General features: G+C 60.3%; 25 protein-coding genes, 2 pseudogenes and 1 riboswitch. Of the genes and pseudogenes, 18 read left to right on the top strand and 9 right to left on the bottom strand.

Features of this window, described 5'->3' with window-relative positions; translation table 11 throughout:
• The first annotated feature begins 26 nt into the window (after positions 1–26).
• Positions 27–227 (top strand): hypothetical protein, encoded by a 201-nt coding sequence (locus tag NKJ90_RS27410; RefSeq protein WP_023693535.1) that lies wholly within the window; start codon positions 27–29, stop codon positions 225–227.
• On the opposite strand, the gene NKJ90_RS27405 is transcribed toward NKJ90_RS27410, so the two are convergent.
• Positions 218–403: a hypothetical protein gene (locus NKJ90_RS27405; protein WP_156939308.1), complete on the bottom strand. Its 186-nt coding sequence runs from the start codon at positions 401–403 to the stop codon at positions 218–220. The genes NKJ90_RS27410 and NKJ90_RS27405 overlap by 10 nt on opposite strands.
• 197 nt (positions 404–600) lie before the next feature.
• Here NKJ90_RS27405 and NKJ90_RS27400 point away from each other — a divergent pair, with 197 nt between their 5' ends.
• A complete protein-coding gene (locus NKJ90_RS27400) occupies positions 601–2,058 on the top strand; it encodes an NAD-dependent succinate-semialdehyde dehydrogenase (RefSeq protein ID WP_352487228.1) in 1,458 nt (485 codons plus the stop codon).
• Between the two features lie 215 nt (positions 2,059–2,273).
• Here the strand turns inward: NKJ90_RS27400 and NKJ90_RS27395 are convergent, their stop codons facing one another.
• On the bottom strand, positions 2,274–2,546 hold the full coding sequence (locus NKJ90_RS27395) for a hypothetical protein (protein ID WP_352487227.1): 273 nt from the start codon (positions 2,544–2,546) through the stop codon (positions 2,274–2,276).
• A 317-nt stretch (positions 2,547–2,863) separates the two neighbouring features.
• Here NKJ90_RS27395 and NKJ90_RS27390 point away from each other — a divergent pair, with 317 nt between their 5' ends.
• Positions 2,864–4,519, top strand: a complete 1,656-nt coding sequence (locus NKJ90_RS27390) for an MFS transporter (protein ID WP_352487226.1) — start codon at positions 2,864–2,866, stop codon at positions 4,517–4,519.
• A gap of 209 nt (positions 4,520–4,728) precedes the next feature.
• Here the strand turns inward: NKJ90_RS27390 and NKJ90_RS27385 are convergent, their stop codons facing one another.
• Positions 4,729–5,268 carry a DUF309 domain-containing protein gene (locus NKJ90_RS27385; RefSeq protein ID WP_352487224.1) on the bottom strand — a complete coding sequence of 180 codons (540 nt, stop codon included), beginning with the start codon at positions 5,266–5,268 and terminating at the stop codon, positions 4,729–4,731.
• Between the two features lie 159 nt (positions 5,269–5,427).
• Between NKJ90_RS27385 and pmtA the strand changes: the two genes are divergently transcribed.
• The 7 genes from pmtA (at position 5,428) to NKJ90_RS27350 (ending at position 11,558) form a co-directional block, all read left to right on the top strand.
• Positions 5,428–6,024 (top strand): phospholipid N-methyltransferase PmtA, encoded by a 597-nt coding sequence (gene pmtA, locus NKJ90_RS27380; protein ID WP_352487255.1) that lies wholly within the window; start codon positions 5,428–5,430, stop codon positions 6,022–6,024.
• 182 nt (positions 6,025–6,206) lie between these two features.
• Positions 6,207–6,323: riboswitch (TPP riboswitch) on the top strand.
• A gap of 104 nt (positions 6,324–6,427) precedes the next feature.
• Positions 6,428–8,263 (top strand): phosphomethylpyrimidine synthase ThiC, encoded by a 1,836-nt coding sequence (thiC, locus tag NKJ90_RS27375; RefSeq protein ID WP_352487223.1) that lies wholly within the window; start codon positions 6,428–6,430, stop codon positions 8,261–8,263.
• Positions 8,260–9,261: a glycine oxidase ThiO gene (gene thiO, locus NKJ90_RS27370; protein ID WP_352487222.1), complete on the top strand. Its 1,002-nt coding sequence runs from the start codon at positions 8,260–8,262 to the stop codon at positions 9,259–9,261. Before thiC ends, thiO begins: the two co-directional genes overlap by 4 nt.
• On the top strand, positions 9,230–9,427 hold the full coding sequence (thiS, locus tag NKJ90_RS27365; protein WP_023768632.1) for a sulfur carrier protein ThiS: 198 nt from the start codon (positions 9,230–9,232) through the stop codon (positions 9,425–9,427). Before thiO ends, thiS begins: the two co-directional genes overlap by 32 nt.
• Before the next feature lie 3 nt (positions 9,428–9,430).
• Positions 9,431–10,204, top strand: a complete 774-nt coding sequence (locus NKJ90_RS27360; protein ID WP_352487221.1) for a thiazole synthase — start codon at positions 9,431–9,433, stop codon at positions 10,202–10,204.
• Positions 10,201–10,806, top strand: coding sequence for a thiamine phosphate synthase (locus NKJ90_RS27355; protein ID WP_352487220.1), 606 nt, complete (start codon positions 10,201–10,203; stop codon positions 10,804–10,806). Before NKJ90_RS27360 ends, NKJ90_RS27355 begins: the two co-directional genes overlap by 4 nt.
• Positions 10,797–11,558 (top strand): hydroxymethylpyrimidine/phosphomethylpyrimidine kinase, encoded by a 762-nt coding sequence (locus NKJ90_RS27350; RefSeq protein WP_352487254.1) that lies wholly within the window; start codon positions 10,797–10,799, stop codon positions 11,556–11,558. Before NKJ90_RS27355 ends, NKJ90_RS27350 begins: the two co-directional genes overlap by 10 nt.
• 21 nt (positions 11,559–11,579) lie before the next feature.
• On the opposite strand, the gene NKJ90_RS27345 is transcribed toward NKJ90_RS27350, so the two are convergent.
• From NKJ90_RS27345 to NKJ90_RS27330, 4 genes are all read right to left on the bottom strand, one after another.
• On the bottom strand, positions 11,580–11,753 hold the full coding sequence (locus NKJ90_RS27345; protein WP_023737084.1) for a hypothetical protein: 174 nt from the start codon (positions 11,751–11,753) through the stop codon (positions 11,580–11,582).
• A gap of 451 nt (positions 11,754–12,204) precedes the next feature.
• Complete coding sequence (locus NKJ90_RS27340) at positions 12,205–12,879, bottom strand: hypothetical protein (RefSeq protein ID WP_352487219.1); 675 nt, start codon at positions 12,877–12,879, stop codon at positions 12,205–12,207.
• Between the two features lie 243 nt (positions 12,880–13,122).
• Positions 13,123–13,410 (bottom strand): hypothetical protein, encoded by a 288-nt coding sequence (locus tag NKJ90_RS27335; protein WP_081726247.1) that lies wholly within the window; start codon positions 13,408–13,410, stop codon positions 13,123–13,125.
• A 598-nt stretch (positions 13,411–14,008) separates the two neighbouring features.
• Positions 14,009–14,296 (bottom strand): hypothetical protein, encoded by a 288-nt coding sequence (locus tag NKJ90_RS27330; RefSeq protein WP_352487217.1) that lies wholly within the window; start codon positions 14,294–14,296, stop codon positions 14,009–14,011.
• 330 nt (positions 14,297–14,626) lie between these two features.
• Here NKJ90_RS27330 and NKJ90_RS27325 point away from each other — a divergent pair, with 330 nt between their 5' ends.
• Positions 14,627–16,282: an MFS transporter gene (locus NKJ90_RS27325; RefSeq protein ID WP_352487216.1), complete on the top strand. Its 1,656-nt coding sequence runs from the start codon at positions 14,627–14,629 to the stop codon at positions 16,280–16,282.
• Between the two features lie 208 nt (positions 16,283–16,490).
• Here the strand turns inward: NKJ90_RS27325 and NKJ90_RS27320 are convergent, their stop codons facing one another.
• Complete coding sequence (locus NKJ90_RS27320) at positions 16,491–16,799, bottom strand: valyl-tRNA synthetase (protein ID WP_023785232.1); 309 nt, start codon at positions 16,797–16,799, stop codon at positions 16,491–16,493.
• A gap of 3 nt (positions 16,800–16,802) precedes the next feature.
• On the opposite strand from NKJ90_RS27320, the gene NKJ90_RS27315 reads away from it, so the two are divergent.
• Together NKJ90_RS27315 and NKJ90_RS27310 are read left to right on the top strand one after the other, a co-directional pair.
• Positions 16,803–17,591, top strand: coding sequence for an NAD(P)/FAD-dependent oxidoreductase (locus NKJ90_RS27315; protein WP_352487215.1), 789 nt, complete (start codon positions 16,803–16,805; stop codon positions 17,589–17,591).
• A 228-nt stretch (positions 17,592–17,819) separates the two neighbouring features.
• Positions 17,820–18,011, top strand: coding sequence for a hypothetical protein (locus NKJ90_RS27310; RefSeq protein ID WP_023727257.1), 192 nt, complete (start codon positions 17,820–17,822; stop codon positions 18,009–18,011).
• A 166-nt stretch (positions 18,012–18,177) separates the two neighbouring features.
• Here the strand turns inward: NKJ90_RS27310 and hemN are convergent, their stop codons facing one another.
• Positions 18,178–19,539, bottom strand: coding sequence for an oxygen-independent coproporphyrinogen III oxidase (hemN, locus tag NKJ90_RS27305; protein WP_352487214.1), 1,362 nt, complete (start codon positions 19,537–19,539; stop codon positions 18,178–18,180).
• A gap of 1,010 nt (positions 19,540–20,549) precedes the next feature.
• Between hemN and NKJ90_RS27300 the strand changes: the two genes are divergently transcribed.
• From NKJ90_RS27300 to NKJ90_RS27280, 5 genes and pseudogenes are all read left to right on the top strand, one after another.
• Complete coding sequence (locus NKJ90_RS27300; RefSeq protein ID WP_352487212.1) at positions 20,550–21,707, top strand: porin; 1,158 nt, start codon at positions 20,550–20,552, stop codon at positions 21,705–21,707.
• Positions 21,708–21,725: 18 nt separating this feature from the next.
• Positions 21,726–21,987 (top strand): annotated as a pseudogene (locus NKJ90_RS27295) (thiazole synthase); the annotation flags it as partial.
• Positions 21,988–22,051: 64 nt separating this feature from the next.
• A pseudogene (locus NKJ90_RS27290) lies at positions 22,052–22,675 on the top strand (thiamine phosphate synthase).
• The gene (locus NKJ90_RS27285; protein ID WP_352487211.1) at positions 22,575–23,039 is read left to right on the top strand and encodes a bifunctional hydroxymethylpyrimidine kinase/phosphomethylpyrimidine kinase; all 465 of its coding nucleotides are present in this window, start codon (positions 22,575–22,577) and stop codon (positions 23,037–23,039) included. Before NKJ90_RS27290 ends, NKJ90_RS27285 begins: the two are co-directional and overlap by 101 nt.
• A gap of 410 nt (positions 23,040–23,449) precedes the next feature.
• Complete coding sequence (locus NKJ90_RS27280) at positions 23,450–23,944, top strand: MaoC family dehydratase (protein ID WP_031252639.1); 495 nt, start codon at positions 23,450–23,452, stop codon at positions 23,942–23,944.
• The last annotated feature ends 674 nt before the right edge of the window (positions 23,945–24,618 follow it).

The raw sequence follows: 24,618 nt of genomic DNA, 5'->3' as shown, positions 1-24,618 counted from the left end.
GCAATCTGCGGAAGTGGGGACGTACGATGATCGACAAGGGATTGAGATCCGACCGGGCCAAGGCGCTTGCCTTCATCAGCGCAATGCTCAGCGAGCTGAATCAGATCGCGGGGTCTCACAGGCTGCAGTTCCTAGGATACCTTCTGGAGATGGCGTATATCGAGTCGTACGACATGGTCCGCAAAGAGCGCTCCCACCATCAAAGCAAGGCCATAGATCAGGGATAGCCCTGCTGAACTGAGCGCTGCGGCAGCTTCAAATCTGACCTCGGCACTTCTATTTCCGCAAAAAAGACGCGCAGTGCTCCAGCGCGTTCACGGGCGGTTGGACTGCAAAAACCAGTTGGAATATTTGACAGCGCGGCAGGATCACGATTTGCTCTCCAGTGCGCGAGCAACGACATGGATTCGATCTCCTTGTTTCGAGAAATGGTCGGACTGTTTCGCACAACTGACATCAGTTTCGGTTGAGTGGATTCGAGTGGGTCTAGTGGCCCCTCACTGAGGCCCTATGCGAAATCCTAGGCCAGCGGATAAACCAAAAAGTCGTGTGACACGCCAATTGCATCGAGGAGGATTCGCGTTGCCCTTGTACGAGCCAATGCTTCGCCATCTGAAATCGCGCGAGCTGTTCGGAGCCATTGACCGGGTGCCGGCTCTTGGCATGCTGGTAAGTGAGCAGACCTTCGAGGTCCTAAATCCTTCGACCGGCGAAGTGCTGGCGGAGCTGCCCGACATGGGTGTCGAGGAGACGCGCGCCGCAATCGACAAAGCTCATGTGGCGCAACCTGAATGGGCCGCACTGACCGCGCGCGAGCGCAGCGACATCCTCTGGCGTTGGCACCAACTGATCGTCGACCACACTGACGATCTTGCCGCGATCCTCACTGCGGAGATGGGCAAGCCGCTAGCCGAAGCGAAGTCTGAGGTGGCGCATGCGGCCGCATATCTGCAATGGTACGCCGAAGAGGCCAACCGCATCTATGGTGAGACGATCTCGCCGCCCTCTACAGACCGTCGCATGCTGGTGATCAAACAGCCGATCGGCGTCGTTGGAACGATCACGCCCTGGAACTTCCCCGCCTCAATGGTTGCGCGCAAGATCTCGCCGGCTCTCGCTGCCGGCTGCACGATCGTGCTCAAACCGGCTGAACAGACGCCGCTGGTGGCAGGTGCAATGTTTGCTCTGGCCCACCTTGCCGGGTTTCCGGAAGGCGTCGTCAACCTGATCTATGCGTGCGAGGGTGATGCGGTCGGTCGCGAACTCTGCTTTAACCCCAAGGTCCGCAAGATCAGTTTCACCGGTTCGACCGAGGTCGGCCGGTTGCTCATGCGCCAGTGCTCGGACCAGATCAAGAAAGTCAGTCTCGAGTTGGGTGGCAATGCGCCTTTCATCGTCTTTGATGATGCGGACGTCGATGCTGCCGTCGACGGCGCGATCCAGGCCAAGTTCCGCAATGCCGGCCAGACCTGCGTTTCCGCCAACCGGCTTTACGTCCAGTCGGGCGTCCATGACGAATTCGTCGACAAATTCGTGGATCGTGTCCGCCAGCTTCCGGTCGGCGACGGCTTCGATCCAGGTGTCGCCATCGGTCCGCTGATCGACAGGCACGCACTGGCCAAGATCGAACTTCACATTGCCGATGCCTTGGCCAAAGGTGGCGCGATCCGATGTGGCGGCGGCCGCATCGGCAGCGACGGCACGTTTTTCCAGCCGACGGTCCTCAGCGGCGTCACAAGGGAAATGACCGTGGCGCAAGAGGAGACCTTTGGACCCTTGGCGCCGATCATTTGCTTTGACGATTCTGATCAGGTCGTGCGTGAGGCCAACGACACGATCTACGGCCTTGCCGCCTATTTCTATGCTTCAAACCTGAAGCGTGTCTGGCGTGTAGCGGAGGCCCTGGAATACGGCATGGTTGGGATCAACACGGGACGAATGTCCTCAGAAGCCGCGCCCTTCGGTGGCATAAAACAGTCCGGCATCGGGCGGGAAGGTTCCCGCCACGGCCTCGAAGACTATCTTGAAATGAAGTACCTCTGCATGGGCGGCATCTGAGGCAGCGGGCGGCGACTGCCGCGATGAAGGCCAGCGGTCGGCCGGACGCCACGGAATGGACCCACAGTTTTCATATTCGCGGAACAATCCACACCCAATCTGCCTCATAAAGGGCCCCGGTTTCCGTCTATTTTTTTGGCGTCGAATGTCGTCAATTGCCTTCGTCACTGTAGCGGAACGCGGCGCGATAGCCGGTTAGCAACAAGCTTTGGGCGTCATTTCTCTCTGGCGGAATCGACCCCTTCCGACAAAAGCCTGACCTTTGCCAGTCTTCTACGGGCCAGCGTTCGCGCCAAAAGTTCAAAGCCGCGTCCGTAACATTCAACAATGAAAGCCAGCGTTATCAGGTCGAGCAGAAAGTCGTCTATCGCATGCGTGAGCGCATCAGACCTTTGTTCCAATCGAAGTAGCAAGGCGCGCGCCTCTTCGATCGCGGCCCGGCAATCGTCTGCGCCTATCAGTGAATCGATCCTGTCGAAGATCTGCAAGCGTCCTCACTCTCCCTAAGCCAGCGCATCGAACGCCGCTGATGAATGAGTCTTCAACGAAAGAATAGGGTCGCGTTTCGCGAAAAGGCATCGGCGTTGATGAAGCCTGGTGCGTTAAGCGACAAGTAAATCAGGCCTGACCCAGAAATCTTCGAAGGCGAGCGGCCCGGCCCACGCCTGCGTGCCGCGACCCACAATCCCTAGGAAACTGTGACGCACTCATCGGAGGCAAACAGTCCCTCTCTATTCTTCCAGCCGCCACGGTTCAGCCCAGATTACATGGGAAATGGCAATAACGGAAAGCAAAGGTTCGCAAAATGAGTAGGGTGGCTGGATCAAACGAAGATTTGGCTGCACCAACGACCTTTGGGCCACTTTTGCAGCCCACCTTTCGTTCGATCTGGCTCGCCACGCAGGTTTCAAGCCTCGGCTGGTTGATGCAGACTGTCGCCATCAGCTGGCTGATGGCAACGATCTCGACTTCCGATCTGATGGTTGCGCTGGTGCAGGCTTCATCGAACCTGCCCGCCTTCGTCTTGTCCGTGTTCGCCGGGGCTCTCGCCGACAATTTCAGCCGGCGCCGGGTCATGTTCGCCGGTCGGTGCCTTATGGTGATTGCGTCCGCGATGCTGACGGCGTCCGTGGCGCTGGGCTTTGTCAGTCCGTGGATGATCCTCGGCTTCAGCTTCTTGATCGCAAGCGGCGGTGCTCTCAATGATCCGGCCTGGCAAGCGTCGGTTGGCGATATCGTGGATCGACGCGATGTTCCCGCTGCCGTCACCCTGCTTTCTGTCGGCTTCAACACCGTCCGGACTGTTGGCCCGGCGCTCGGCGGCATTGTGGTTGCCTCATTTGGCCTCATGGCGGCATTCGCCCTGACCACGCTCACCTATTTCGTACCCTTGGCCACTATTTGGCGCTGCAAGTGGAAGGTTCGTTCTTCCCCTCTTCCACGCGAGTCGATGAGGACGGCAATTTATGACGGGCTGCGCTTCACGGCGATGTCATCGGAGATCAAGGCAGCGATCGCGCGCGGAACCCTCTTTGGCTTGGCGAGCATCGCCATACTTGCGCTGCTGCCGGTGGTTGTCCGCGACCAGCTGGGAGGAGGCCCGCTTGCCTATGGCGCGCTCATGGCCGGCTTCGGGACCGGTGCCGTCTTCGCCGGCCTCTCCAACAGCCTGTTCAGACGGAGCTTGTCGCAGGAGCGGCTGATGAGGCTCTCCTGCGTCGCCTGTGCGGCGTGTTCTCTCTCCCTGGCACTGACATCTTCGATTGCCGTGGCGGCAATTGCACTCGCCTTGGGCGGCGCGGGCTGGGTGACCGCCTGGTCCGGGGTTGGTGTGAGCGTGCAGCTGGCGAGCCCGCGCTGGGTCGTGGGGCGCACCATCTCGATCTACTATGCTTTGATAGACGGCGGCATCGCGCTCGGCAGCTGGGTGTGGGGCACGGTGGCCGAAAACCATTCGCTGACCTGGGCACTGGAGGGCTCCGCTGGAGCCCTGTTGATCGTCGCTGCAGCCGGCGTTCTCTTTCCTCTTCGAGAGCGCCGCGACTCCGAGCCCGATCCCTTGGAGGAATTCGATGCCCCAGCTGTCTCTCTCAACTTGAAGCCGAGGAGCGGCCCGATCGTGGTCAAGATCGAATATCTGATAGCCGAGAGAAATCTCGAGGCCTTCCTCGACCTCATGCGGCAGCGGCGCCATGTACACAGCCGCGTCGGTGCTCGGAACTGGACGCTCCAGCGGAACCTGCAGAAGCCTATGCATTGGACAGAAACGTTCCGCACGCCGACCTGGACGGACTACCTTCGCCTCAATCATCGTCTGACGGAAGTGGACAAGGAACTGGACGAGCGTGTCTTTCAGCTGCACGCGGCCGAGACCCCACCTCAAATGACACTTTCCATCGAGCGGCCGACAAGCTCGGCCCGCAAGCCCGAGCACTCAGCTTTTCGCCATCCCCGTCATTGAAGCCTGGCCGGCATCTCTGTCATCAATCGATTGGCTACGAGCGCGACTGGTCAGCCCCCGACCCTCAAGACCATCGACATCGAAGCGGCCGCGAGTTGCCTATAAAACACTACTGCACTCTTATTGTTTGTGACGCATGCGGGTGGTGAGCGGTTTTCAAAGGCCCCGTTTCCTGCTGACAAAGTTAGCTTGGGCCACTGAATTGCCGATCAAACGCTCTCGGATACTGGTGCGAGTATGAAATCAAAGACAGGTTCAGGCTGGGCAGGCTTTGGCTCCCGCAGAACAACCGGGTAAGCTACGATCGCTTGGGCATGTTCAGCGAGCGCGGCAGGTGTCATTCCCAGTGCTTTCTCAAACAGGCCGCCCGGCACTCTCACCACCTGACGAAAAAGCCCTGCAGCTCTTGTCGCATGGCGCGCCGCAGCGACCCGCTTTCCCTCACGGATCTTCACGCCGGCCGCCGCCAACAGGATCAGCCCCTTGAAGAACAGGCGGTGCTGAGCACTTTGTTTCGAAGCCTGCCAGAGAGGCTCCCAGGCTTCATGGGCTTCCCAGTAGTAGCCGTGATTGAAAAGGTCGATTCCCCATCGAAACACATCTGAGCCGAGCGCTTCGCCAACGGCGACGGTCACCGGATCTGATCGGTAACTGTGGCCCAAGGGATCGCGCACCGGATGCGGATATTTGCCGGGCAGATACGCATAGCTCGGGAACTTTTTTTCGGGCAGCAGGCGAGGGCGAAACATAGGCCCAGCAAACATGAAAGTGCGTTGAGGGGCAATTCATGCTGACCGCGTCGTGACAGGCAAGCAGTCTTAACGGGCTTGTAAAGGGTGGCGAGATTGGCCAAAACGCGCTTTGCCAAATTCATGACGTTGGGTAAGCGGCTGACGCAGGGAGAAGATATGATTTTGCGACTGAAGGAGCGGCTCGGCAAAAGGTTTGAGGAAGAAGTCCAATTCTTCAAAGGCTGGCAGAAGGACAAGAAGGGCGTGGGAGCCCTTATTCCCACTTCGGTTTATGCGGCACGCCGGATGGCAAGCGTGGTGAACCCACGGTCAGGATTGCCGATTCTGGAGCTTGGCGCGGGAACCGGTGTCATCACAAAGGCGATCCTGGCTAGGGGAATCAAGCCGCACCAGCTGGTTTCAGTCGAATATTCCAGGATTTTCTACGACGGCCTGGTGCAACGCTTCCCGAATGTGGACTTCAGATTGGGCGACGCATTTGCGCTGGACGAAGCTCTGGGTGAGCGCAAAGGTGAACAGTTCGATTGTGTTATAAGTGCAGTCCCGCTGTTGAGCTTTCCAATGCAACAGCGTGTCGCGCTGGTTGAGGATCTGGTTGGCCGTATTCCTGCCGGCCGGCCTCTAATTCAGATCACGTATGGACCTCTGTCGCCGGTGATCAAGATGCCAGACCGTTACGTGGTTTCCCACTATGACTTCGTCGTCCGCAACATACCGCCGGCACAGCTCTGGACTTATCGTCGAGCAGTCTAGCCAAATCTGGACGGTTTTCCTTCTCTGAGGGTTCCGCTGGGTGGTGGCCTTCCACCCAAACAGGATGTGGACAGAGCAGGGGCAGATGCCAGACTGCCAAGAAGACGAAGCGGTCCTGGTTTGATTTGACAGTGGGCGGGCCAAATGCGCTTGACAAAGCCGCGCCGGCCCGTTCAACTTGAGGCATTCACCAGGGGAGTCCCGGCAAGGGGCTGAGATACTGCTGGCTTTCGCGGCGCAGTGACCCGTTGAACCTGATCCAGTTCATACTGGCGTAGGGACGGTGCAAGCGCTCTGCGGGAGTTCACGCCCGAGGTCCTGTTTCGGCAGGTCCACAGAAGCGTCTTTTTCATCCTTCCGGCACAGAACTGGGTCTCCAATGCATGAGCAAAGGAGCCTAAAGATGAATGCCCTCACCCCCGCCGTGTCGACGGGACCGCTGCCTGCCTCGCGTAAGATCCACAAGCCGGGCGCTCTCCACCCACAGATCAGGGTGCCGATGCGCGAAATCTCCGTCCATCCGACAGCCGGCGAGCCGCCCGTTACCGTCTACGATCCGTCGGGCCCCTATACCGACCCGGCTGTCGAAACCAGCATCGAAAAAGGCCTGGCCCGGCTTCGACACGAATGGATTTTGGCGCGCGGCGATGTCGAGGGCTGTGACGGCCGCCATGTCCGGCCGGAAGATAATGGATTCGCGACGGGCGAACGCCTGACGCCGGAATTTCCCATCCGCCACCGACCGCTCAGGGCCAAAGCAGGCAAGGCGGTGACGCAGCTTGCCTATGCGCGCGCCGGCATCATCACACCCGAAATGGAGTTCGTCGCCATCCGCGAGAACCTTGGTCGCGAGATCCTGCGCGGCAAGCTTGAGCGCGACGGCGAGGCCTTCGGCGCGATGCTGCCCGATTTCGTCACGCCCGAATTCGTCCGTGACGAGGTGGCGCGCGGACGGGCGATCATTCCCGTCAACATCAACCATCCCGAGAGCGAGCCAATGATCATCGGCCGCAATTTCCTGGTCAAGATCAACGCCAATATCGGTAACTCCGCCGTCACATCGTCGATGGCGGAAGAGGTCGAAAAGATGGTGTGGGCGATCCGCTGGGGCGCCGATACGGTGATGGACCTGTCGACCGGCCGCAACATCCACAACATCCGCGACTGGATCGTGCGCAACGCGCCGGTGCCGATCGGCACGGTGCCGCTCTACCAGGCGCTCGAAAAGGTCGGCGGCATTGCCGAGGATCTGACCTGGGAGGTCTACCGCGACACGCTGATCGAACAGGCCGAGCAAGGCGTCGACTATTTCACCATCCACGCCGGCGTGCGGCTGCATTACATCCCGCTGACCGTCGACCGGGTGACGGGTATCGTCTCGCGCGGCGGCTCGATCATGGCCAAATGGTGCCTGCACCATCACCGGGAAAGCTTCCTCTACGAGCACTTCGCGGAGATCTGCGACATCGCCAGAGCCTACGACGTCTCCTTCTCGCTCGGCGACGGCCTTCGTCCAGGCTCCATCGCCGATGCCAACGACGCGGCGCAATTCGCCGAGCTGGAAACGCTTGGCGAGCTGACGAAGATCGCCTGGGCGAAGGATTGCCAGGTGATGATCGAGGGCCCCGGCCACGTGCCGATGCACAAGATCAAGGCGAACATGGACAAGCAGCTCGCTGTCTGCGGCGAGGCGCCGTTCTATACGCTTGGACCGCTGACGACCGACATCGCGCCGGGCTACGACCACATCACCTCAGGCATCGGCGCCGCGATGATCGGCTGGTTCGGCACCGCCATGCTCTGCTACGTCACGCCCAAGGAGCATCTCGGCCTTCCCGATCGCAACGACGTCAAGATCGGCGTGATCACCTACAAGATAGCCGCCCACGCCGCCGACCTGGCGAAGGGCCATCCGGCAGCGAAAGTCAGGGATGATGCGCTTTCCCGCGCGCGCTTCGAGTTCCGCTGGGAGGACCAGTTCAACCTGTCGCTCGACCCGGAAACCGCGCGGTCCTTCCACGACCAGACCTTGCCCAAGGAGGCGCACAAGGTGGCGCATTTCTGCTCGATGTGCGGACCGAAATTCTGCTCCATGCGCATCTCTCACGACATCCGCGCCGAGGCACAGAAAGAGGGCATGGCGGCGATGGCGGCGAAATACCGCGAGGGCGGTGATCTCTACCTGCCGGCGGACGAGACCGGCGCACCGCTCATACCTCAGCCACGTGAGCCATCATGAAGGTCTTGGTCAAAGGGGCGGGCGTTGCCGGCCTCACCGCCGCCTTCGAGTTCGCCGCACGCGGCGTCGCGGTTACCGTTGCCGAGACAAGGCCTGCCCTTGGGGGCAATGCGTCGTGGTTCGCCGGTGGCATGTTGGCGCCATGGTGCGAGCGTGAAAGCGCCGAGCAGCCGGTGCTGGATCTCGGACGCGACGCCGCCGACTGGTGGGACGCCGCAACGCCCGGCTTGGTAGCACGACGGGGAACACTCGTCGTGGCCGCGCCGCGCGATGCGGGCGAGCTCGACCGGTTCGCCAGCCGCACGACGGGCTATCGGCGTGTCGAGGAAAGTGAAATTGCCTTGCTGGAGCCCGACCTAGCCGGCCGCTTCCGCCGCGGATTGCTCTTCCCCGCTGAGGGCCATCTTGATCCGCGCCAGGCGATGGCAGCACTTCATGACAAGCTCGCGGCCATGGGTGTCGAGTTCCGCTTCGGCGCCGACGCCCAGCATGTTTTTGGTTTCGATCGTCAGATCGATTGCACGGGAATGGCAGCCGCCGATGACAGGTTGCGTGGCGTTCGCGGCGAAATGCTGATCCTGCGCACCCCTGACATCTCGCTGTCGCGCCCGGTCAGGCTGCTGCATCCGCGCTTTCCACTCTATGCCGTGCCGCGCACCGACCACCGTTTCATGATTGGTGCGACGATGATTGAAAGCCGGTCCGTCGGACCGGTTACGGCGCGTTCGATGATGGAACTGCTGGGTACCGCCTATGCCCTCCACCCGGCCTTTGGCGAGGCGGAGATCGTTGAAACCGGTGTCGGCGTCCGCCCAGCCTTTCCCGACAATTTGCCGCGCGTCGAAACCAAGGGGGAAATCATCGCGATCAACGGGCTCTATCGTCACGGTTTTCTCCTGGCTCCCGCCATGGCGCGCCAGGCTGCCGACCTGGTTTTCAGTCAAGACAGAACCAAGGAGCTTGCTCATGAAACTGATGGTCAACGGCGAAGCGCATGAGGTTGCCGCCACAACGCTGGAGGCGCTGCTTGCCGCGCTTGACTATGAGGGCGATTGGCTCGCGACCGCCGTCAACAACGACCTCGTGCACAAATCCAACCGGGCGGAATTCCAGTTGAACGACGGCGACCGGATTGAAATCCTCTCGCCCATGCAGGGCGGCTAGGCCATGATCGAGCTTTATGGAGCCGAGCTTCCGTCGCGCCTGCTTCTTGGCACGGCTCAATATCCTTCGCCGGCCATCCTTGCCTATGCAGTCAGGGCATCGGGCACGGCGGTGGTGACCGTCTCGTTGCGCCGTGAAATGGCAGGCGGCAGGGCTGGCGAAGAATTCTGGTCGGTGATCCGCTCGCTTGGTGTCAGAATCCTGCCCAACACTGCTGGCTGCCACTCCGTCAAGGAAGCGGTCACGACCGCGAACATGGCGCGCGAAGTCTTCGGTACGACCTGGATCAAGCTCGAAGTGATCGGCAACCACGACACGCTGCAGCCGGACGTGTTCGGTCTGGTCGAAGCCGCCCGCATCCTGTGCGAGGACGGTTTTGATGTATTCCCCTATACCACCGACGATCTTGTCGTCGCCGAGCGACTGCTGGAGGCGGGCTGCCAGGTTCTGATGCCGTGGTGTGCACCGATCGGTTCCGCCCTCGGGCCGATCAACATTCCGGCGCTGCGCTCGATGCGCGCACATTTCCCCGGCGTTCCACTGATCGTGGATGCTGGGCTCGGGCGGCCGTCGCACGCGGCCACCGTCATGGAACTCGGCTTTGACGCCGCTCTCCTGAACACGGCGGTCGCCAAGGCGGCCGATCCGGTCGGCATGGCGCGCGCGTTCGGCAAAGCGGTCGAGGCCGGTCGTGAAGCTTTCAGCTCCGGAATGCTCGAACCCCGCGACGTCGCCGTGCCATCGACACCGACCATCGGCAGGGCAGTATTTTCATGAAGCTCGATCCCTTCTACCTGATCGTCGACAGCGCTGACTGGGTCGAGCGGCTGGTCCCGCTCGGCGTCAAGCTGGTTCAGTTGCGCATCAAGGATAGGGACGAGACCACGCTGCGGTCGGAAATCCGCCGCGCGAACGACGTCTGCGCGGTCCATGGTTGCCAACTGATCGTCAACGACTATTGGCGCACGGCAATCGAGGAAGGCTGCGACTTCGTCCATCTCGGCCAAGAGGATTTGGCTGCGGCCGACCTGCTGGCGATTAAGTACGCCGGATTGAAGCTCGGGCTTTCCACGCACGATCATCTCGAACTGGAAACGGCCGTCTCTGCCGAGCCCGACTATATCGCGCTCGGCCCCATCTATCCCACCATCCTGAAGCAGATGAAATGGTCGCCGCAAGGGCTCGAACGGATCAGCGAGTGGAAGCATCGGGTGGCGCCGATCCCATTGGTCGCCATTGGCGGCCTCAACCCCGATCGGCTCGACGGTGTTTTCGCGGCTGGTGCGGACAGCGCGGCGGTGGTCACCGACATCACGTTGAATGCCGATCCCGAAGCGCGCACGCGAGAATGGATCGAAAAGACAAAGCCATGGCGCTGAGGCGAGAACCGCATGTGCTCGTGGTCGGCGGATCTGACTCCAGCGGTGGGGCTGGAATTGCACGCGATATCGAGACGATCTCTTCCATTGGCGTCCGCACCTGCCTGGCTGTCACAGCGCTGACGGTGCAGACGCACGAAGCCGTGATGAAAATCCATCCTTCGCAGCCCGATCTTGTGGCCAATCAAATGCGCGCCGCGCTGCAGGCCAACAAGGTGGCGGCAATCAAGATCGGCATGCTTGCAACGGCCGAGATCGTCGTAGCCGTTGTCGCTGTGCTGCGCGAAAATCCACAGGTGCCGGCAGTACTCGACCCGGTGCTGGCCTCGACGTCAGGCCGGGCGCTGCTGGAAGCCGGCGCCATCGCCGCCATGAAACGCGACCTGATGCCCCTTTGCCGCCTCGTCACACCCAATCTCATCGAGCTGGCGCTTCTTGTTGGCTTAGAGCCAGCGGTTGATGAAGACGGCGCGGTGTGGCAAGGCCAGGAATTGCTGGTGGCCGGGATGCAGGCCCTGCTGATCAAGGGCGGCCACGCGGCGGGACCCCGATCGATCGATATTCTGTTGCGCCCCGATCACGAACCAGTCCGCTTTGACACGCCGCGTCTTGCCGCATCGATGCGCGGGACGGGCTGCATGCTGGCCAGCTCGATTGCGGCACATCTGGCGAAGGCGCAATCAATCGAGTACGCCGTGCGCCAGGGCAAGCTCTTTGTGTTAGAAAAGCTTCGGAAAACCCCAGCCGAATAGCCGTAGAGCCGGCTCAAGCGTTCAGCGGCTGACGCTGAAATGGAAGCCGTAGCCCTCCTGCCCTTTTTTCACAGGGCGTGACGGGATGAGGCCGCTTTGCAGATCGGAATTCAGCGGCGCCGAGACAAGCTGCCCTGCCAGGCCGGGAAAGTAACGGGACTCTTCCTGCGGCGAAGCGCACTGCCAGTCAGGCATGGGGATGCACTTGTGCCTCCTGGCGAGTGTGAGGCCGCAGGAGCGAGGCATTTCAGCGCGGCGGGGGCCGCCGGATCTGGCCCCGCAGTGCTGGAGCAAAGCAAAGGCCGGTTTGAGTGGGTGGGGAGAGAGGGCCGCGCGCCTCTCTTCCCGCTACATAGGAAAGGTGCCGCTAGGCACATCCATGTCGGCGCAGCCGTGCCGCGAAGCGGCCCAAGAAAGAAGAGCGTACAAAACGGAAGCACCGAAATGCCCGCCAGCGGGACCAAGTCAGATCGGTGCAGGAGAAAGACCGTGGCCCTGAGACCGGCTCAACAGGGCGGCCGTAGGAGCATCAGCAACGCGCCGCCGTCAGGCGGGATGCGGAACGGACGGCCCCCGGCGAAGGGCGCCGTTCTCTTTGAGCTGCGACCCTGGTGAGCGCCTTCGTGCCTAAAGCTGTGCCGTCGGGCTAAGCTTCAGCTTCAGATCGTTCTGAAAAGCCCAACATGGTTCGTCGAGGTAACCCTTGAGGGAAGGATCCTTGTCGGGGTTCCCTGTTTTTCGACAAAATCGCCCTGCAGAATTTATATTGCGATTTGGCGGCATCGCACTGCTGGGTGTCCGCCTTATAGCAAGCGTGGACCAAAACGGCTCCCACGTAATCATGCTCGACGTTGTTGGAAGAAAGGTGGGTCTGAATGTCTTGGAGAATGGCAACTCCATGGGACATCCCATCTGCTCCGGAGTAGGTCATTACGAGTTGACCGGGCCGTTCAAAGCCGCTTACCGAGCCGCTCCCTGCAACGTTCTCGTAGGTGCCAGACAAATCCGGGGCCGACGTGAATGTCACCTTGAAGGGGTGCCCCAGGCCGACGGGGGTGACATCCGTAAAGTCGGGACCGTAGTACACCGAGAGATACCACTCGCCCTCTGTAAGAGCGTTGGGGGCTTGCCCGAGCCCAAGGCGCTGCATGCTCTTGTCGATGACAGTCCGAACGACGTTGGACGTGCCCTGCTGGATGCCTTCGCCGAAGCCGGTCCAGATGAAGGCGCCTACGGCCAACACAGCCACACCCAGCAGGCCGAACCTCGCACCTGTTGACTTCGTTTCACGCCCGGGCTCGATTTCCGGCTGGTCCTGCATCCGCCCCTCGCAACGCTCGTCGGGAACAACTTGGGACCCGATTATGGGCCCCAAGGGATCGGTCAGCAGGCTTCCAGATGAACTTTCTTCTTCATGTGCATTCCTCCTCGACTCAAGGGCACTTGCCGTGCGGAGCCGAACACACGCAGTATGGAGATGATAACCCGATTGCGGCTTTCAAGTGTCCTCGCATCCCCCGAGGGCGCCACCTGGTCTCTCGGGCAACCTTGTTCGGCGCCGCAGTTATTGAGGCGGCCGGCTTGGAAGCAGTTCCTTATGGCCCTCATGCATAAACCAGAGCACCCGTTTGAGATGACTGCGAAGGGCCTTACGGGCGCGGATTGGCTCTTTGACCGGATCGATACCCAGTACATCCAGCGCCATCTCCTCTTCGCTGGCACTGTCGGCGCAAGCGTCCATGAGCTTCAAATAGAGCTCGAAATGCTTGTCATCATATGCGGTTAGGCTTTCCGACCAGGGGACTTCCGTTGCAATGGTTGGATCAGGTGTTGGGCGCGATCTGCTTTTCATCCATGTCTCGCTTTGGCGATGAACCAGGCCCCCGTTCCAATTCAGAATATCTCCATCTAGCGCACTTTCAACAGTTCTCGGCCTTCTTCGGACAGTGCCCAATCGTTGCATATGGTCGTGGGTTCCAAATTGGCGCGCGGCTGCTCGCGACCAATACATCCTCAACTTGGCGAGGCGATGTAACGCCCGGCGGAACCAGAATGGCGCGGCTATTGAGCATCGCCGATTGGACCGAACCTCTTATTTTAGCTTCGCGGTAATCTTGTCTGGACGCTTGCAAGCGTCCATCATGCCGCCGTACATACGCTTAAGGATCTCGCCCATCACCGTACGAGCAGCAAACATTTCCAAACTCGATCTTGTAACTTGAGGCTTTGCGTTACTGCATAGCTGCATTGCACAATATGTGTTTGCGCATTGCACAACTTTTAGCGATTAAGCTTACAGCTGATGCACGCGATGGTTTCCTCCCATTCCATCGTACCAGCTGTTCCCCTCTGAAGGTTTTGACTTTACACCTAAAGGGCCTCGGTTTTCCGATGGCCCTTTTTTTTTGCGATCGCCACGTCGTCAATTGCAACGCGGCGCGATCGCCGGTTCAGCCATCAGACTTTGGAACCATTTCTGCCCGGCCAATCCCTCCCGACAAAAGTCTGATCTTCACCAGCCTTCTACGGGCAAGCGTTCGCGCCAGGAGTTCAAAGCCGCGTCCGTAACATTCGACAATGAAAGCCAATGTCATCAGGTCGAGCAGAAACTCGTCAATCGCATGTGTGAGCGCATCAGACTTTTGTTCGAACTGAAGTAGCAGGGCGCGGGCGTCTTCGATCGCGGCCTGGCAATCGTCTGCATCTATCAGGGAACTGATCCTGTCAAAGATCTGCAAGCGTCCTCACTTTTCGGAAGCCACACTCAGCATCGAACGCCGCTGATGAGTGAGTTTCCAACAAAAGAACAGGGTAACGTTTCGCGAAAAATCGCTCGGCAGCGCGTCGAACGAGCATGATGCCTCAAATGACATGTGAATTCCGGCTCACCAACATGTCGTCGAAGGCGAGTGAGCCGGCCCATTTCTGCGTCCCGGCCGCCTGACAACTGGTCAGGAGGAACTGTGGCCACATTCGTCGTAGGCAAATGGGCCATCTATTCTTAAGCCGCCACGGTTCAGCCTAGATTACATGGGAAGCGACAATAACGGAAAGAAAAGGTTCGCAAAATGAGTAGGGTGGCTGGATCAAACGAAGATTTGGCTGCACCAACGACCTTTGGGCCACTTCTGCAGCCCACCTTTCGCTCGATCTGGCTCGCCACGCAGGTTTCAAGCCTCGGCTGGTTGATGCAGACTGTCGCCATCAGCTGGCTGATGGCAACGATCTCGACTTCCGATCTGATGGTTGCGTTGGTTCAGGCTTCATCGAACCTGCCCGCTTTCGTCCTGTCCGTTTTTGCCGGAGCTCTCGCCGACAATTTCAGCCGGCGCAGGGTGATGTTCGCTGGTCGGTGCCTTATGGTGACTGCCTCCGCGATGCTGACCGCATCGGTGGCGCTGGGCTTTGTCAGTCCGTGGATGATCCTCGGCTTCAGCTTTTTGATCGCAAGCGGCGGTGCTCTCAATGATCCGGCCTGGCAAGCGTCGGTTGGCGATACCGTGGATCGACGAGATGTTCCCGCTGCCGTCACCCTGCTTTCTGTTGGCTTCAATACCGTCCGAACTGTGGGCCCGGCGCTCGGCGGCATTGTAGTTGCCTCGTTTGGCCTTATGGCGGCATTCGCGGTGACCACGCTCACCTATTTCGTACCCTTGGCCACTATTTGGCGCTGCAAGTGGAAGGTTCGTTCTTCCCCTCTTCCACGCGAGTCGATGAGGACGGCGATCTATGACGGGCTGCGCTTCACGGCGATGTCATCGGAAATCAAGGCCGCGATCGCGCGCGGAACCCTCTTTGGCTTGGCGAGCATTGCCATACTCGCGCTGCTGCCGGTGGTTGTCCGCGACCAGCTGGGAGGAGGCCCGCTTGCCTATGGCGCGCTCATGGCCGGCTTCGGGACCGGTGCCGTTTTCGCCGGCCTCTCCAACAGGCTGTTCAGACGGAGCTTGTCGCAAGAAAGGCTGATGAGGCTCTCCTGCGTCGCCTGCGCGGCGTGCTCACTTTCCCTGGCACTGACAACTTCGATCGGGGTGGCGGCAATTGCACTCGCTTTGGGCGGCGCGGGCTGGGTGACCGCCTGGTCAGGGGTCGGTGTGAGCGTGCAGCTGGCAAGCCCGCGCTGGGTCGTGGGGCGCACCATCTCGATCTACTATGCTTTGATAGATGGTGGCATCGCGCTCGGCAGCTGGGTGTGGGGCACGGTGGCCGAAAACCATTCGCTGGCCCTGGCGCTGGAGGGTTCCGCTGCCTCCCTGATGTTCGTCGCTGCAGCCGGTGTTCTGTTTCCTCTTCGCGAGCGCCGCGACTCAGAGCCCGATCCTCTGGAGGAATTCGATGCCCCGGCTGTCGCTCTCAATCTGAAGCCGAGAAGCGGCCCGATCGTGGTCAAGGTCGAATATCTGATAGCCGAGAGAAATCTCGAGGCCTTCCTCGACCTCATGCGGCAGCGGCGTCATGTACACAGCCGCGTCGGTGCTCGGAATTGGACGCTCCAGCGGAACTTGCAGAAGCCTATGCATTGGACAGAAACGTTCCGCACGCCGACCTGGACGGACTACCTTCGCCTCAATCATCGTCTGACGGAAGTGGACAAGGAACTGGACGAGCGTGTCTTCCAGTTGCACGCGGGAGAGGAAGCGCCTCAGATGACACTTTCCATCGAGCGACCGACAAGCTCGGCCCGCAAGCCCGAGCACTCAGCTTTTCGCCATCCCCGTCATTGAAGGCTGGCCGGCACAGAAAACGCGATTCTTGTCTATCGCGCTCAAACCGGTGCGGGAGACGGACAATCCACCAAAATTCGATGATGGGTGGCAGAGAAGAACCCCAGGCTGAGAGTGCGACCGATCGGTCCCAACCGTGAAGCGGAGCCTGGGGCTACAGCGGCATGCGACTATTGCCGCGTGGCACCTTTTGAATTTAAAGTCTTCCTCAGTCCGCCTCGCTGATCCGGGCCAACGCTATCTTGAGGTTGGCATTTTGTCCCGCCAGCTCGCTGAGACGATCACGTTCGGCGGCGACCACATCCGGACTGGCGTTGGCAACGATGCACCCGCGCGGAGCGTGCTGTTGCTGGAAGCAGGAAGGCATGATCGGCCAAAGCCGGGAGAGGTGCTGCCGGCAGTAGCGAATGGGCTGCTGCGTCAGCTTGGTGTCTGGACGCCGTTCGCCGAGGCCGGCTTCGTTGAAAATCGTGCGCTTGTTTCGGTGGGGGCCAATGAAGTTCCCAGCGAGCGGCACGGCATGTTTTCCGCTCAAGGTGCCGGCTGGCAGCTCGACCGGACGCGATTCGACCGGCTGATGGTGCAGGCGGCCAAGGCGGCAGGTGTGGACACGCGGTTTGGCTCGGCCGTGGGTTCGGCAGTGCGCGACGATCAAGGCTGGCTGCTCAAGCTGGCCGATGAAGCTATCGTTGCCCGCACCGTGGTTTGGGCGACCGGTCGCAGTTGGAGGCTGGCGCGATGTTTCGGCGCCAAGCTCACCATGCACGGACATCTTGCCGCCTACACCGCTTTTTCGACCGCGCACCGGGCGATTGCAGCATGGTCGTCGAGGCGCGTCCCGAAGGCTGGTGGTACAGCGCCGACTTGCGCGTGCCTCACCGATCCGGATCTGGGCAGCGAACTGCGCAAAGCCGGACATTGGTACCGCGCTTTAGCCGCAACGCAGTCCATCGCGCCGCTCGTGCCGCCCAACGCAATCGAGACCGCCAGCATGATCAAGGCGGCGGGAACCGCAACGATCGATCCCGCCGCCGGTGACCGCTGGGTCGCGGCGGGCGACTGCCTGTTCTGTGCCGATCCACTGTCATCACGCGGGATTGTGCATGCACTCCGCTCAGGGATCCTGGCGGCCTACGCGGCATCGGACATGCTGGACGGGCGTGGCGATTCGCCTGCGCCCGCTATGCAAAATCGCCACACGCGGCTTTGCCGATTAGCTCCCGGCGCTGGCTGCCCACTATGCAGTCGCCGCGCGATGGGACACGCCTTTCTCGCAGCGGCGGCGCAGCCATGTCTTCCACGCGTCTAGCATCGAAGGAGGGAGGTCAGAGGTGGTCTCGGGACGGGGTGCTCGGCACTTATGAACCGACCGAGCGCCAGCGAGTGGTCGTCGGCGGGCTCGATGGCGGCATCAGATCAGGGAACTCGGCCTCCATGATCATCTCCGATTTAATTCAAATTTGTCTGTATATATTGACGATTGCACTACCTTCACCTCGTAGACGGCAATGCGGGCGGGTAGAGAGGGTTCTATGGTATGACAAGCGATTTTTCCGCCGCCCGAGTGCATTTAGATCGAGCGTATGACTACCTTTGTGGGGATGACCCGATGAGTCAAAGGGGCCGCGAAGCCTTGGACCTGCTAATTGAGGCGGTCGCCGTCGAAGAGTTCAAGCAGCCACGCCAAAGCGCTGAGGTGCTAAGGTTTCCGATCGGGCGCCGCTGCTGAGGGGCCGCCATGTAGCCTCGCGGGTGAGGCGCTCACGGCAGGGACTCGCCGCCCCGTGAGGGCCGGGAACGAACGCATTGGCAAACGGAAAGCCCACTTGCCAGATCAGTGCCCGGCCGGCGTGGCAAGTAGGCCGGCGGTTCCAAGCGGAGACATTGATGCCGGACTATGTCGTGCTTTGCATCGCATTAAGCTGCTGCGGGATATACGTAACGCCATCCCTAAAAACATCGAATGCGGCAGCGACAGCGCGAATCCCAAAGCGATGCTCCCGCCGTACGCGGACAAAGCCGTTTTCGAAGTCCACTATCCCGTCCTTGGCCAGCATGGCCAAGCGCTCAGCCGAATCGCGAAGACGGATCGGATCAGATCCGTGGGCGACACAGATTGCCGGCACGTCAGCCTCGAAATCGCACATTAATCGCTCGATAATTGCGGCTCGCACGCGGTCGTCGTCTGTGAGGCGATGGCCCTTCGATGTAGCCAGTCGGCCAGCTGCGATGTGCTGGATGTAGGAATCCCGTGTAACTTCGTTTTGAACGTATCCCTGGCCGATGCGGCCGATAGCCGACGCGCCGAAACCGATCAGGGTTCTGCAGGTATCGGCCGAGTAGCCCAACGAGTTACGTCGCAGGCGACCTGTTTCCTGTGCCAGCGCGAGCTCGTCGTCCGGCAAGGCGAAATGGTCGAGCCCGATCTGTCGGTAGCCGGCGGCAATCAGCGTCACGGCGACAGCCGCATACTGTTCAGCGCGGGCAGCGCTGTGGGGAAGAAATTCCGCCTCGATGAGGCGCTGATTCTTTACTTGGGATGGGATGTGCGAGTAGCCGAACAAGGCAAGCCGGTCGGGGCGCATGGCGACCGCCGCCCTCACTGTTTCGACGCACGACTCCACCGTTTGATGCGGCAGGCCGTAGATGAGGTCGAAGTTGATGCGGCTTACTCCATGCCGGCGCAGCACTTCCACGGCAGCCGACGTCTGGGCCTCGCTCTGGATTCGGTTGATCGCTTTTTGAACAATGGGATCGAAGCTTTGTACGCCCAGGCTCGCGCGGTTCACGCCGGCCGCTCCCAAGCCTTCCGCCATCTCGGGCGTGAGCGTGCGTGGATCGATCTCGATGGCGACCGTAGCTGTTTTCGAGATGGCGAAGCGGCATCGCAGGAACTCCATCAGAGCGAGGAACTCGGCTGGTCCGATGAGAGACGGCGTTCCGCCGCCGAAATGTATGTCGCTCACGGGCAACGTCTTCGGCACTCGCTCCGAAACCAGACGGATCTCGTCACGCAGCGCCGCCAGATAGTTGAGGATGGGCGCATCACGGCGGGTGATGGTGGTTGGGAAGCCGCAATACCAGCAGGCTGATCGGCAGAACGGAACGTGCAGATAGAGTGACACCGGATCATCAGCCGGCAGGTTCCTGAGCCATTCCTCATAAGCCTCGGCGCCGACCGCCCCAGAGAACTCCGACACAGCCGGATAGATAGTGTACCAAGGCAGCCGGGCCTCTCGAAATTTCGTGGTCTGCAACGGTCACCGTCCCATGCTGATAACATCCAACCTTACCGCTGCGCTCGCCTGCGTCTTTGCGCTATGTCAGTCCGTTCCGCTTTGGGCTCGAAATTTTTTAGCAATGGGCGCCGTTCAGTCTTGGCTGGACAGCGATGGTCTGAGCGCACTCGGTCAGCGACTGACGATGGTGTTCCCGCCGAAACCCTCACGCGCACCGTTTTGTTCGACGTCCCTTCCCTTCATCTGCGCGTGGGAGACTCTTCTGAGCGCAGATGCCGCATCCGATGAGACAATACGGTGTTGGGTCCAGACTTTGCACGCCAGCTAGCGCCGCCCATAATGATCTCTGCCGTCTCGATGAGCTCGTTGTGTGAATTGCTGGCAAGAAGCATTAGCTGTGCCGCGCCGCTTTCAGCACGAAAACCTGCTCGACGCGACCGTCAGGTCCGCCGCAATGCCAAGGCTGGCGCCTACCGACTCAGTGGTGCAAGGCTGCGGCGCGTGGTTATCGACCATCAGCTCGCCAAAGTGACGGCGTCGTACCGAGCGGTGGCCGCCGCATGATGCCTCAACGGCGGGGCTCACAGCAAACAATGCCGTCGCCATTAAGCCAAACTGTCGCGAAGCGAACAGACGAACCGTAGCCGAAACGTTTGCCGTTCGTGCTTGGGTGGATCCGCAAGGCAAAAAGAACGGAAGCGCGAACCAAGGTCCGCCCGCACATTTGAGCTTCAAGCCGCAGCTGGGTCGTCAGGGTGGCACGTCATTTGCAGTAGCACCCTTTGTGTGGCCCGCCGCGGAGGTGAAAAGGGTGGTGATTGTACAAAAATGTTGTATGACCGTCTGGGAGTGATAACTACTTAATACATGTGACAACAAGTCTCAATCACATTCTAAATTCTCCTGAGCATTAGCACGACAGGTGCAGCAACACTCCTAGAATTCAGCTTGATGCGCTATCAATCGTTTGCTTAGCAAAAATCATTTATCGGTCTCGATTCCTTTTACTATTTAGACGGAGATCAACAATGACCATTGGGAGCCTCCTCCTCGGCTCAACTGCGGCACTGATTGCCGTTTCCGACGCTCGCGCGGTGACCACCGTCGCCGAGCCTGACCCGGCTGAGTACGTCAAGATCTGCGACGTCTACGGCTCGGGCTACGTCTACATTTCAGGCACCGAGACCTGCCTGCGCATCGGCGGCTATCTCAGCTACGACGTGGGCTTGGGCCATGTCGGATTGTTTGACCACGCAAGAACCTCAGATGTGAGGACTGGTGAGGATCAGGGTACATGGCAAAACAACACGCGCTTCACACTGAAAGCTTGGACCGGCCAGGAGACCGAACTCGGCACGTTGAAGACCTACACCGAAACCCGCGTGAATTTCCGTAACCGCCACACTTCGGTTTCGGACAGTTCTCGGTCCTATGCCTTCAACGGAGACAGCATCTTGACTTTCGCCTGGATTCAGCTTGGTGGCCTCCGAGTTGGTAAGGACTGGTCGGCCTTCGACATGTTTATTGGCGGCGCGGGTGACGTACTCAACCAGACGCCGGTTCCGTACGGCGCTTTGGATACCAACGTGGTCCAGTACTACTTCGACGCCGCGAACGGCTTTTCGGCCGTGGTTTCGCTCGAAGAAGGCTCAGGCGTGGTGGGCACAATCGACAACTACGCTCCGCACATAGTCGGCGGCTTGAAATACACACATGGCTGGGGAGCGATCACCGGCGTTGCTGGTTATGATAGCAACTACGAATCGGTGGCCGCCAAGGTCCGTGTCGACATCAATGTCACCAACGAACTGTTGCTGTTCGGAATGTTCGGCTACGGTTCCAATGGCAAGCTCAACGACGACTCCATGAACGCGATCGACGCTCATGGTCGCGGCTTCTATAAGATTTGGGGCGGGAACTGGGCTTTCTGGGCTGGCGCCGCTTACGAGCTCAACGAGACAACTTCGTTGAACCTTCAGCTCTCGGGTGATCAGCTCAAGAACTATGGTGTCGCTGCGAACGTCGCCTACGCGCTTCTTCCAGATTTCACAGTTACGGCTGAACTCGACTATGACCGCTACGGAGGCTCCGCCGTCGGAAAGGTGAAAGCTTCCGAAGTGAACTGGACCAATGCCAACAAGAAGAGCAGTGTCGGCGGTATCCTGCGTTTCGAACGCTCATTCTAATGCGATGAAGCGTTGAGCTCCGAGGTCCAGTTGATGCGCGGACATTTCCCCTACATTCCGTTGATTGTGGATGCCCGGCTCGGACGGCCGTCGTACGCGGCGACCGTCATGGAGCTCGGGTTTGACGCCGTGCTCCTGAACACGGCGGTCCCGAGGGCGGCCGATCCGGTCGGCATGGCGCGTGCGTTCGGCAAGGGCGGTCGATGCCATTCGTTAAGCTAGCACTGGAATGCTCGAACCGCGCTACTCACCGACGGTCGGCAGGGCTGTCTTCTCATGAAGCTCGATCCCTTCTATCTGAATTTCGACGTGCCGGCTGGGTTGACCGGCTGGCGCCGCTCGGCGTGAGTCTGCTGCAGCTCCGGATAAAGGATATGGACGAGAAAGGACTGCAGACGGAAATCCGCCGCGCGAACGACGCCTGCGCGGTCCATGGTTGCCAAGTGAGCGTCAACGACAATTGGCGCACGGCAATCGAGGAAGGCTGCGACTTCGTCCATCTTGGTCAAAAGGATTTGGCTGCCGCCGATGCTGACGATTAAATACGCCGGATTGAAGCTCGGCCTTTCGATCCACGATCACACCGAACTGGAAACGGCGCCAGTGGCCGAGCCGGAGTATGTGGCGCTCGGCCCATCTATCCAACTAGCCTGAAGCAGATGAAATGGGCGCCGCAAGGGCTCGAGCGGATCAGCGAGTGGAAGCACCAGGTCGCGCCGATCCCATTGGTCTCCATCGGCGGCCTCAACCTGACCGGCTCGAAGGCGTTTTTCGAGGCTGGCGCGGAAAGCGCAGCCGTGGTCACCGACTTTGCGCTGAACGACGCCCCAGAAGCGCGCACGCGAGAATGGATCGAAAGACAGAACAATGGCGCTGGGGCGAGAACCGCATCTGCTCGTTGTTGTCGGGTCAGATTCCCGCGGTGGGGCTGGAATTGCCCGCGAGATCGAGACGATCGCTTGCCTTGACGTGCGCACCTGCCTTTGCTGTAGCGCGCTGACGGTGCAAACCCAGGAAGACGCCTTGGAAATCCAAGTTACGCAACCCGGTCTGGTGACGGATCAAATGCGCGCTGCGCTTCAAGCTAACAGAGTGGCCGGCACCAAGGTTGGCATGCTCGCAACGGCTGAGATCATCGTCGCTGCGGTTGCCGCTGTGCTGCGCGAATATCGGGCGCATATCGACAATCCAGATCCGGTGCTGGCTTCCACGTCAGGCCGAGCGCTTCTTGAAGCAAGCGCCATCCCGCATCATGAAGTAGCATCTGATGCCGCTTTGCCGTGTCGACACCCAATGTCATTGAACTGGCGCTTCTTGCCGGCTCAGAGCTAGCGGCCAATGAGGTCGGCGCGCTTCAAGAAGGACCACAAGCCACCCCGTCTGCTGGACTACTCCTCCACCCATTCGAGACACGGATGGTTCCTATCCAGACAATTGATTTTATCAATCTGCGACAATACCGCATAGCGGCGCCGGCGGAATGATCATCCGTAGCAAGACGAGCTGCTTTCGGCGGCCTGCAGGATGCGCACCGCGACCGAGTACAAGCCGGCTCGTCTGCAGCCATGTTCGGATCGGCCGCCTCGGTGCGCCGAATGAGATTGCCGGCGGAACGCTCTATTCGTGCAGCTGTGACGGCAGTCATCTCACCGGGGCCATCCTGCTGATGGATGGCCGGCAGTCGGTGCAGCATGGGCTGACACTGTTCACGGAATGAAGCCGTCGCGCTTCGGACGGTTGAAATGGAGGACATTAGCTTGGAACCGATCAGTCTCGACGAGCTTCTGGCCAGCGTCGGCAAGGAAGTCGGCGTGTCGCCGTGGCGGGTGGTCTCGCAGCGGATGATCGACCAGTTCGCCGAGTCCACCGATGACAACCAGTTCATCCACTGCGATCCGGAGCGCGCCAAGCGCGAGACGCCGTTCGGCGGCACCATCGCACATGGCTTCCTGTCGCTTTCGCTTTTGTCGGCGATGACTTTCGAGACCATGCGGCCGCTCGAAAACTGCAAGATGGGTGTCAACTATGGCTTCGAATCGCTGCGCTTCCTGGCGCCGGTGAAAACCGGATCGCGCATCCGCACCCGTTTCGTACTGGCCGACGTCAAGGTCAGGCCGTCGGGCTGGGTGCAGACGGCGCTGGGCGTGACGATTGAGATCGAGGGCTCGAAAAAGCCGGCGCTGACCGCGCGCTGGTTGACGCTGACGCTGATCAAACGCCAGCCGGAGGCGGCCTGAATTGTCAACGAGCGTCAGCAGAGACGATCTTCACGTGCCGGGGCGATGTAGGCGCCCAGTGCGCACCGATCGGCAACGCGGCCACGGGAGTCGGCTAGATAGAGTGGCAGGAATGCCTAATCGGGGCTCCGTCTCGGAAGGGGCGTCGATGTATCGGAAGCGCTTCGGCTTTCGGCGCTGCATTCCTTCTTCACGAAGTCCATGGAGAATTCCCGACCACGGGGTCGAAAGATCGGCTTGTGATCGGAGTGGGCAGATCCTCCCCGACTGAATCTGCCAATAGGGTCGAACTTGAGGTCGCGGGTGTCGCTGATCGGCTGCTCGTCGAGCTCGAGAGCTGCCAGCTAAAGGCAGAACACGGCGATGCCAAGAGCTCCGCAGTTGATGTGGACGCCCAGAGCTGGAGTACAGACCGACGAGTTCCCGGCGGGCGAACTTGCCATTGGTAGCGCGCCAGACCAGTCGCGAGAAAGCCTCGATGAGAAGGCCCCGAGCCGCGCGCGGCATCGACTACAGTGGCGTTTGGCGAGAGGCCTTCGAAGACGAGATCGAGTGTAAGATGGACGAGCTCGACACGCATATCGCGCAGTCCCTGCAATCGCGCCTTGTCCGCGGCGCTCGTGCGTGCGAACTGTTGGTAGATCGAGCTGACTAGATGAACCGGGATGGCATTA

Source organism: Mesorhizobium sp. M0051, assembly GCF_040323235.1.
GTDB lineage: Bacteria > Pseudomonadota > Alphaproteobacteria > Rhizobiales > Rhizobiaceae > Mesorhizobium.
Note: the sequence above shows the minus strand (reverse complement) of the source record. Positions and strands in the feature narration are given on the sequence as shown.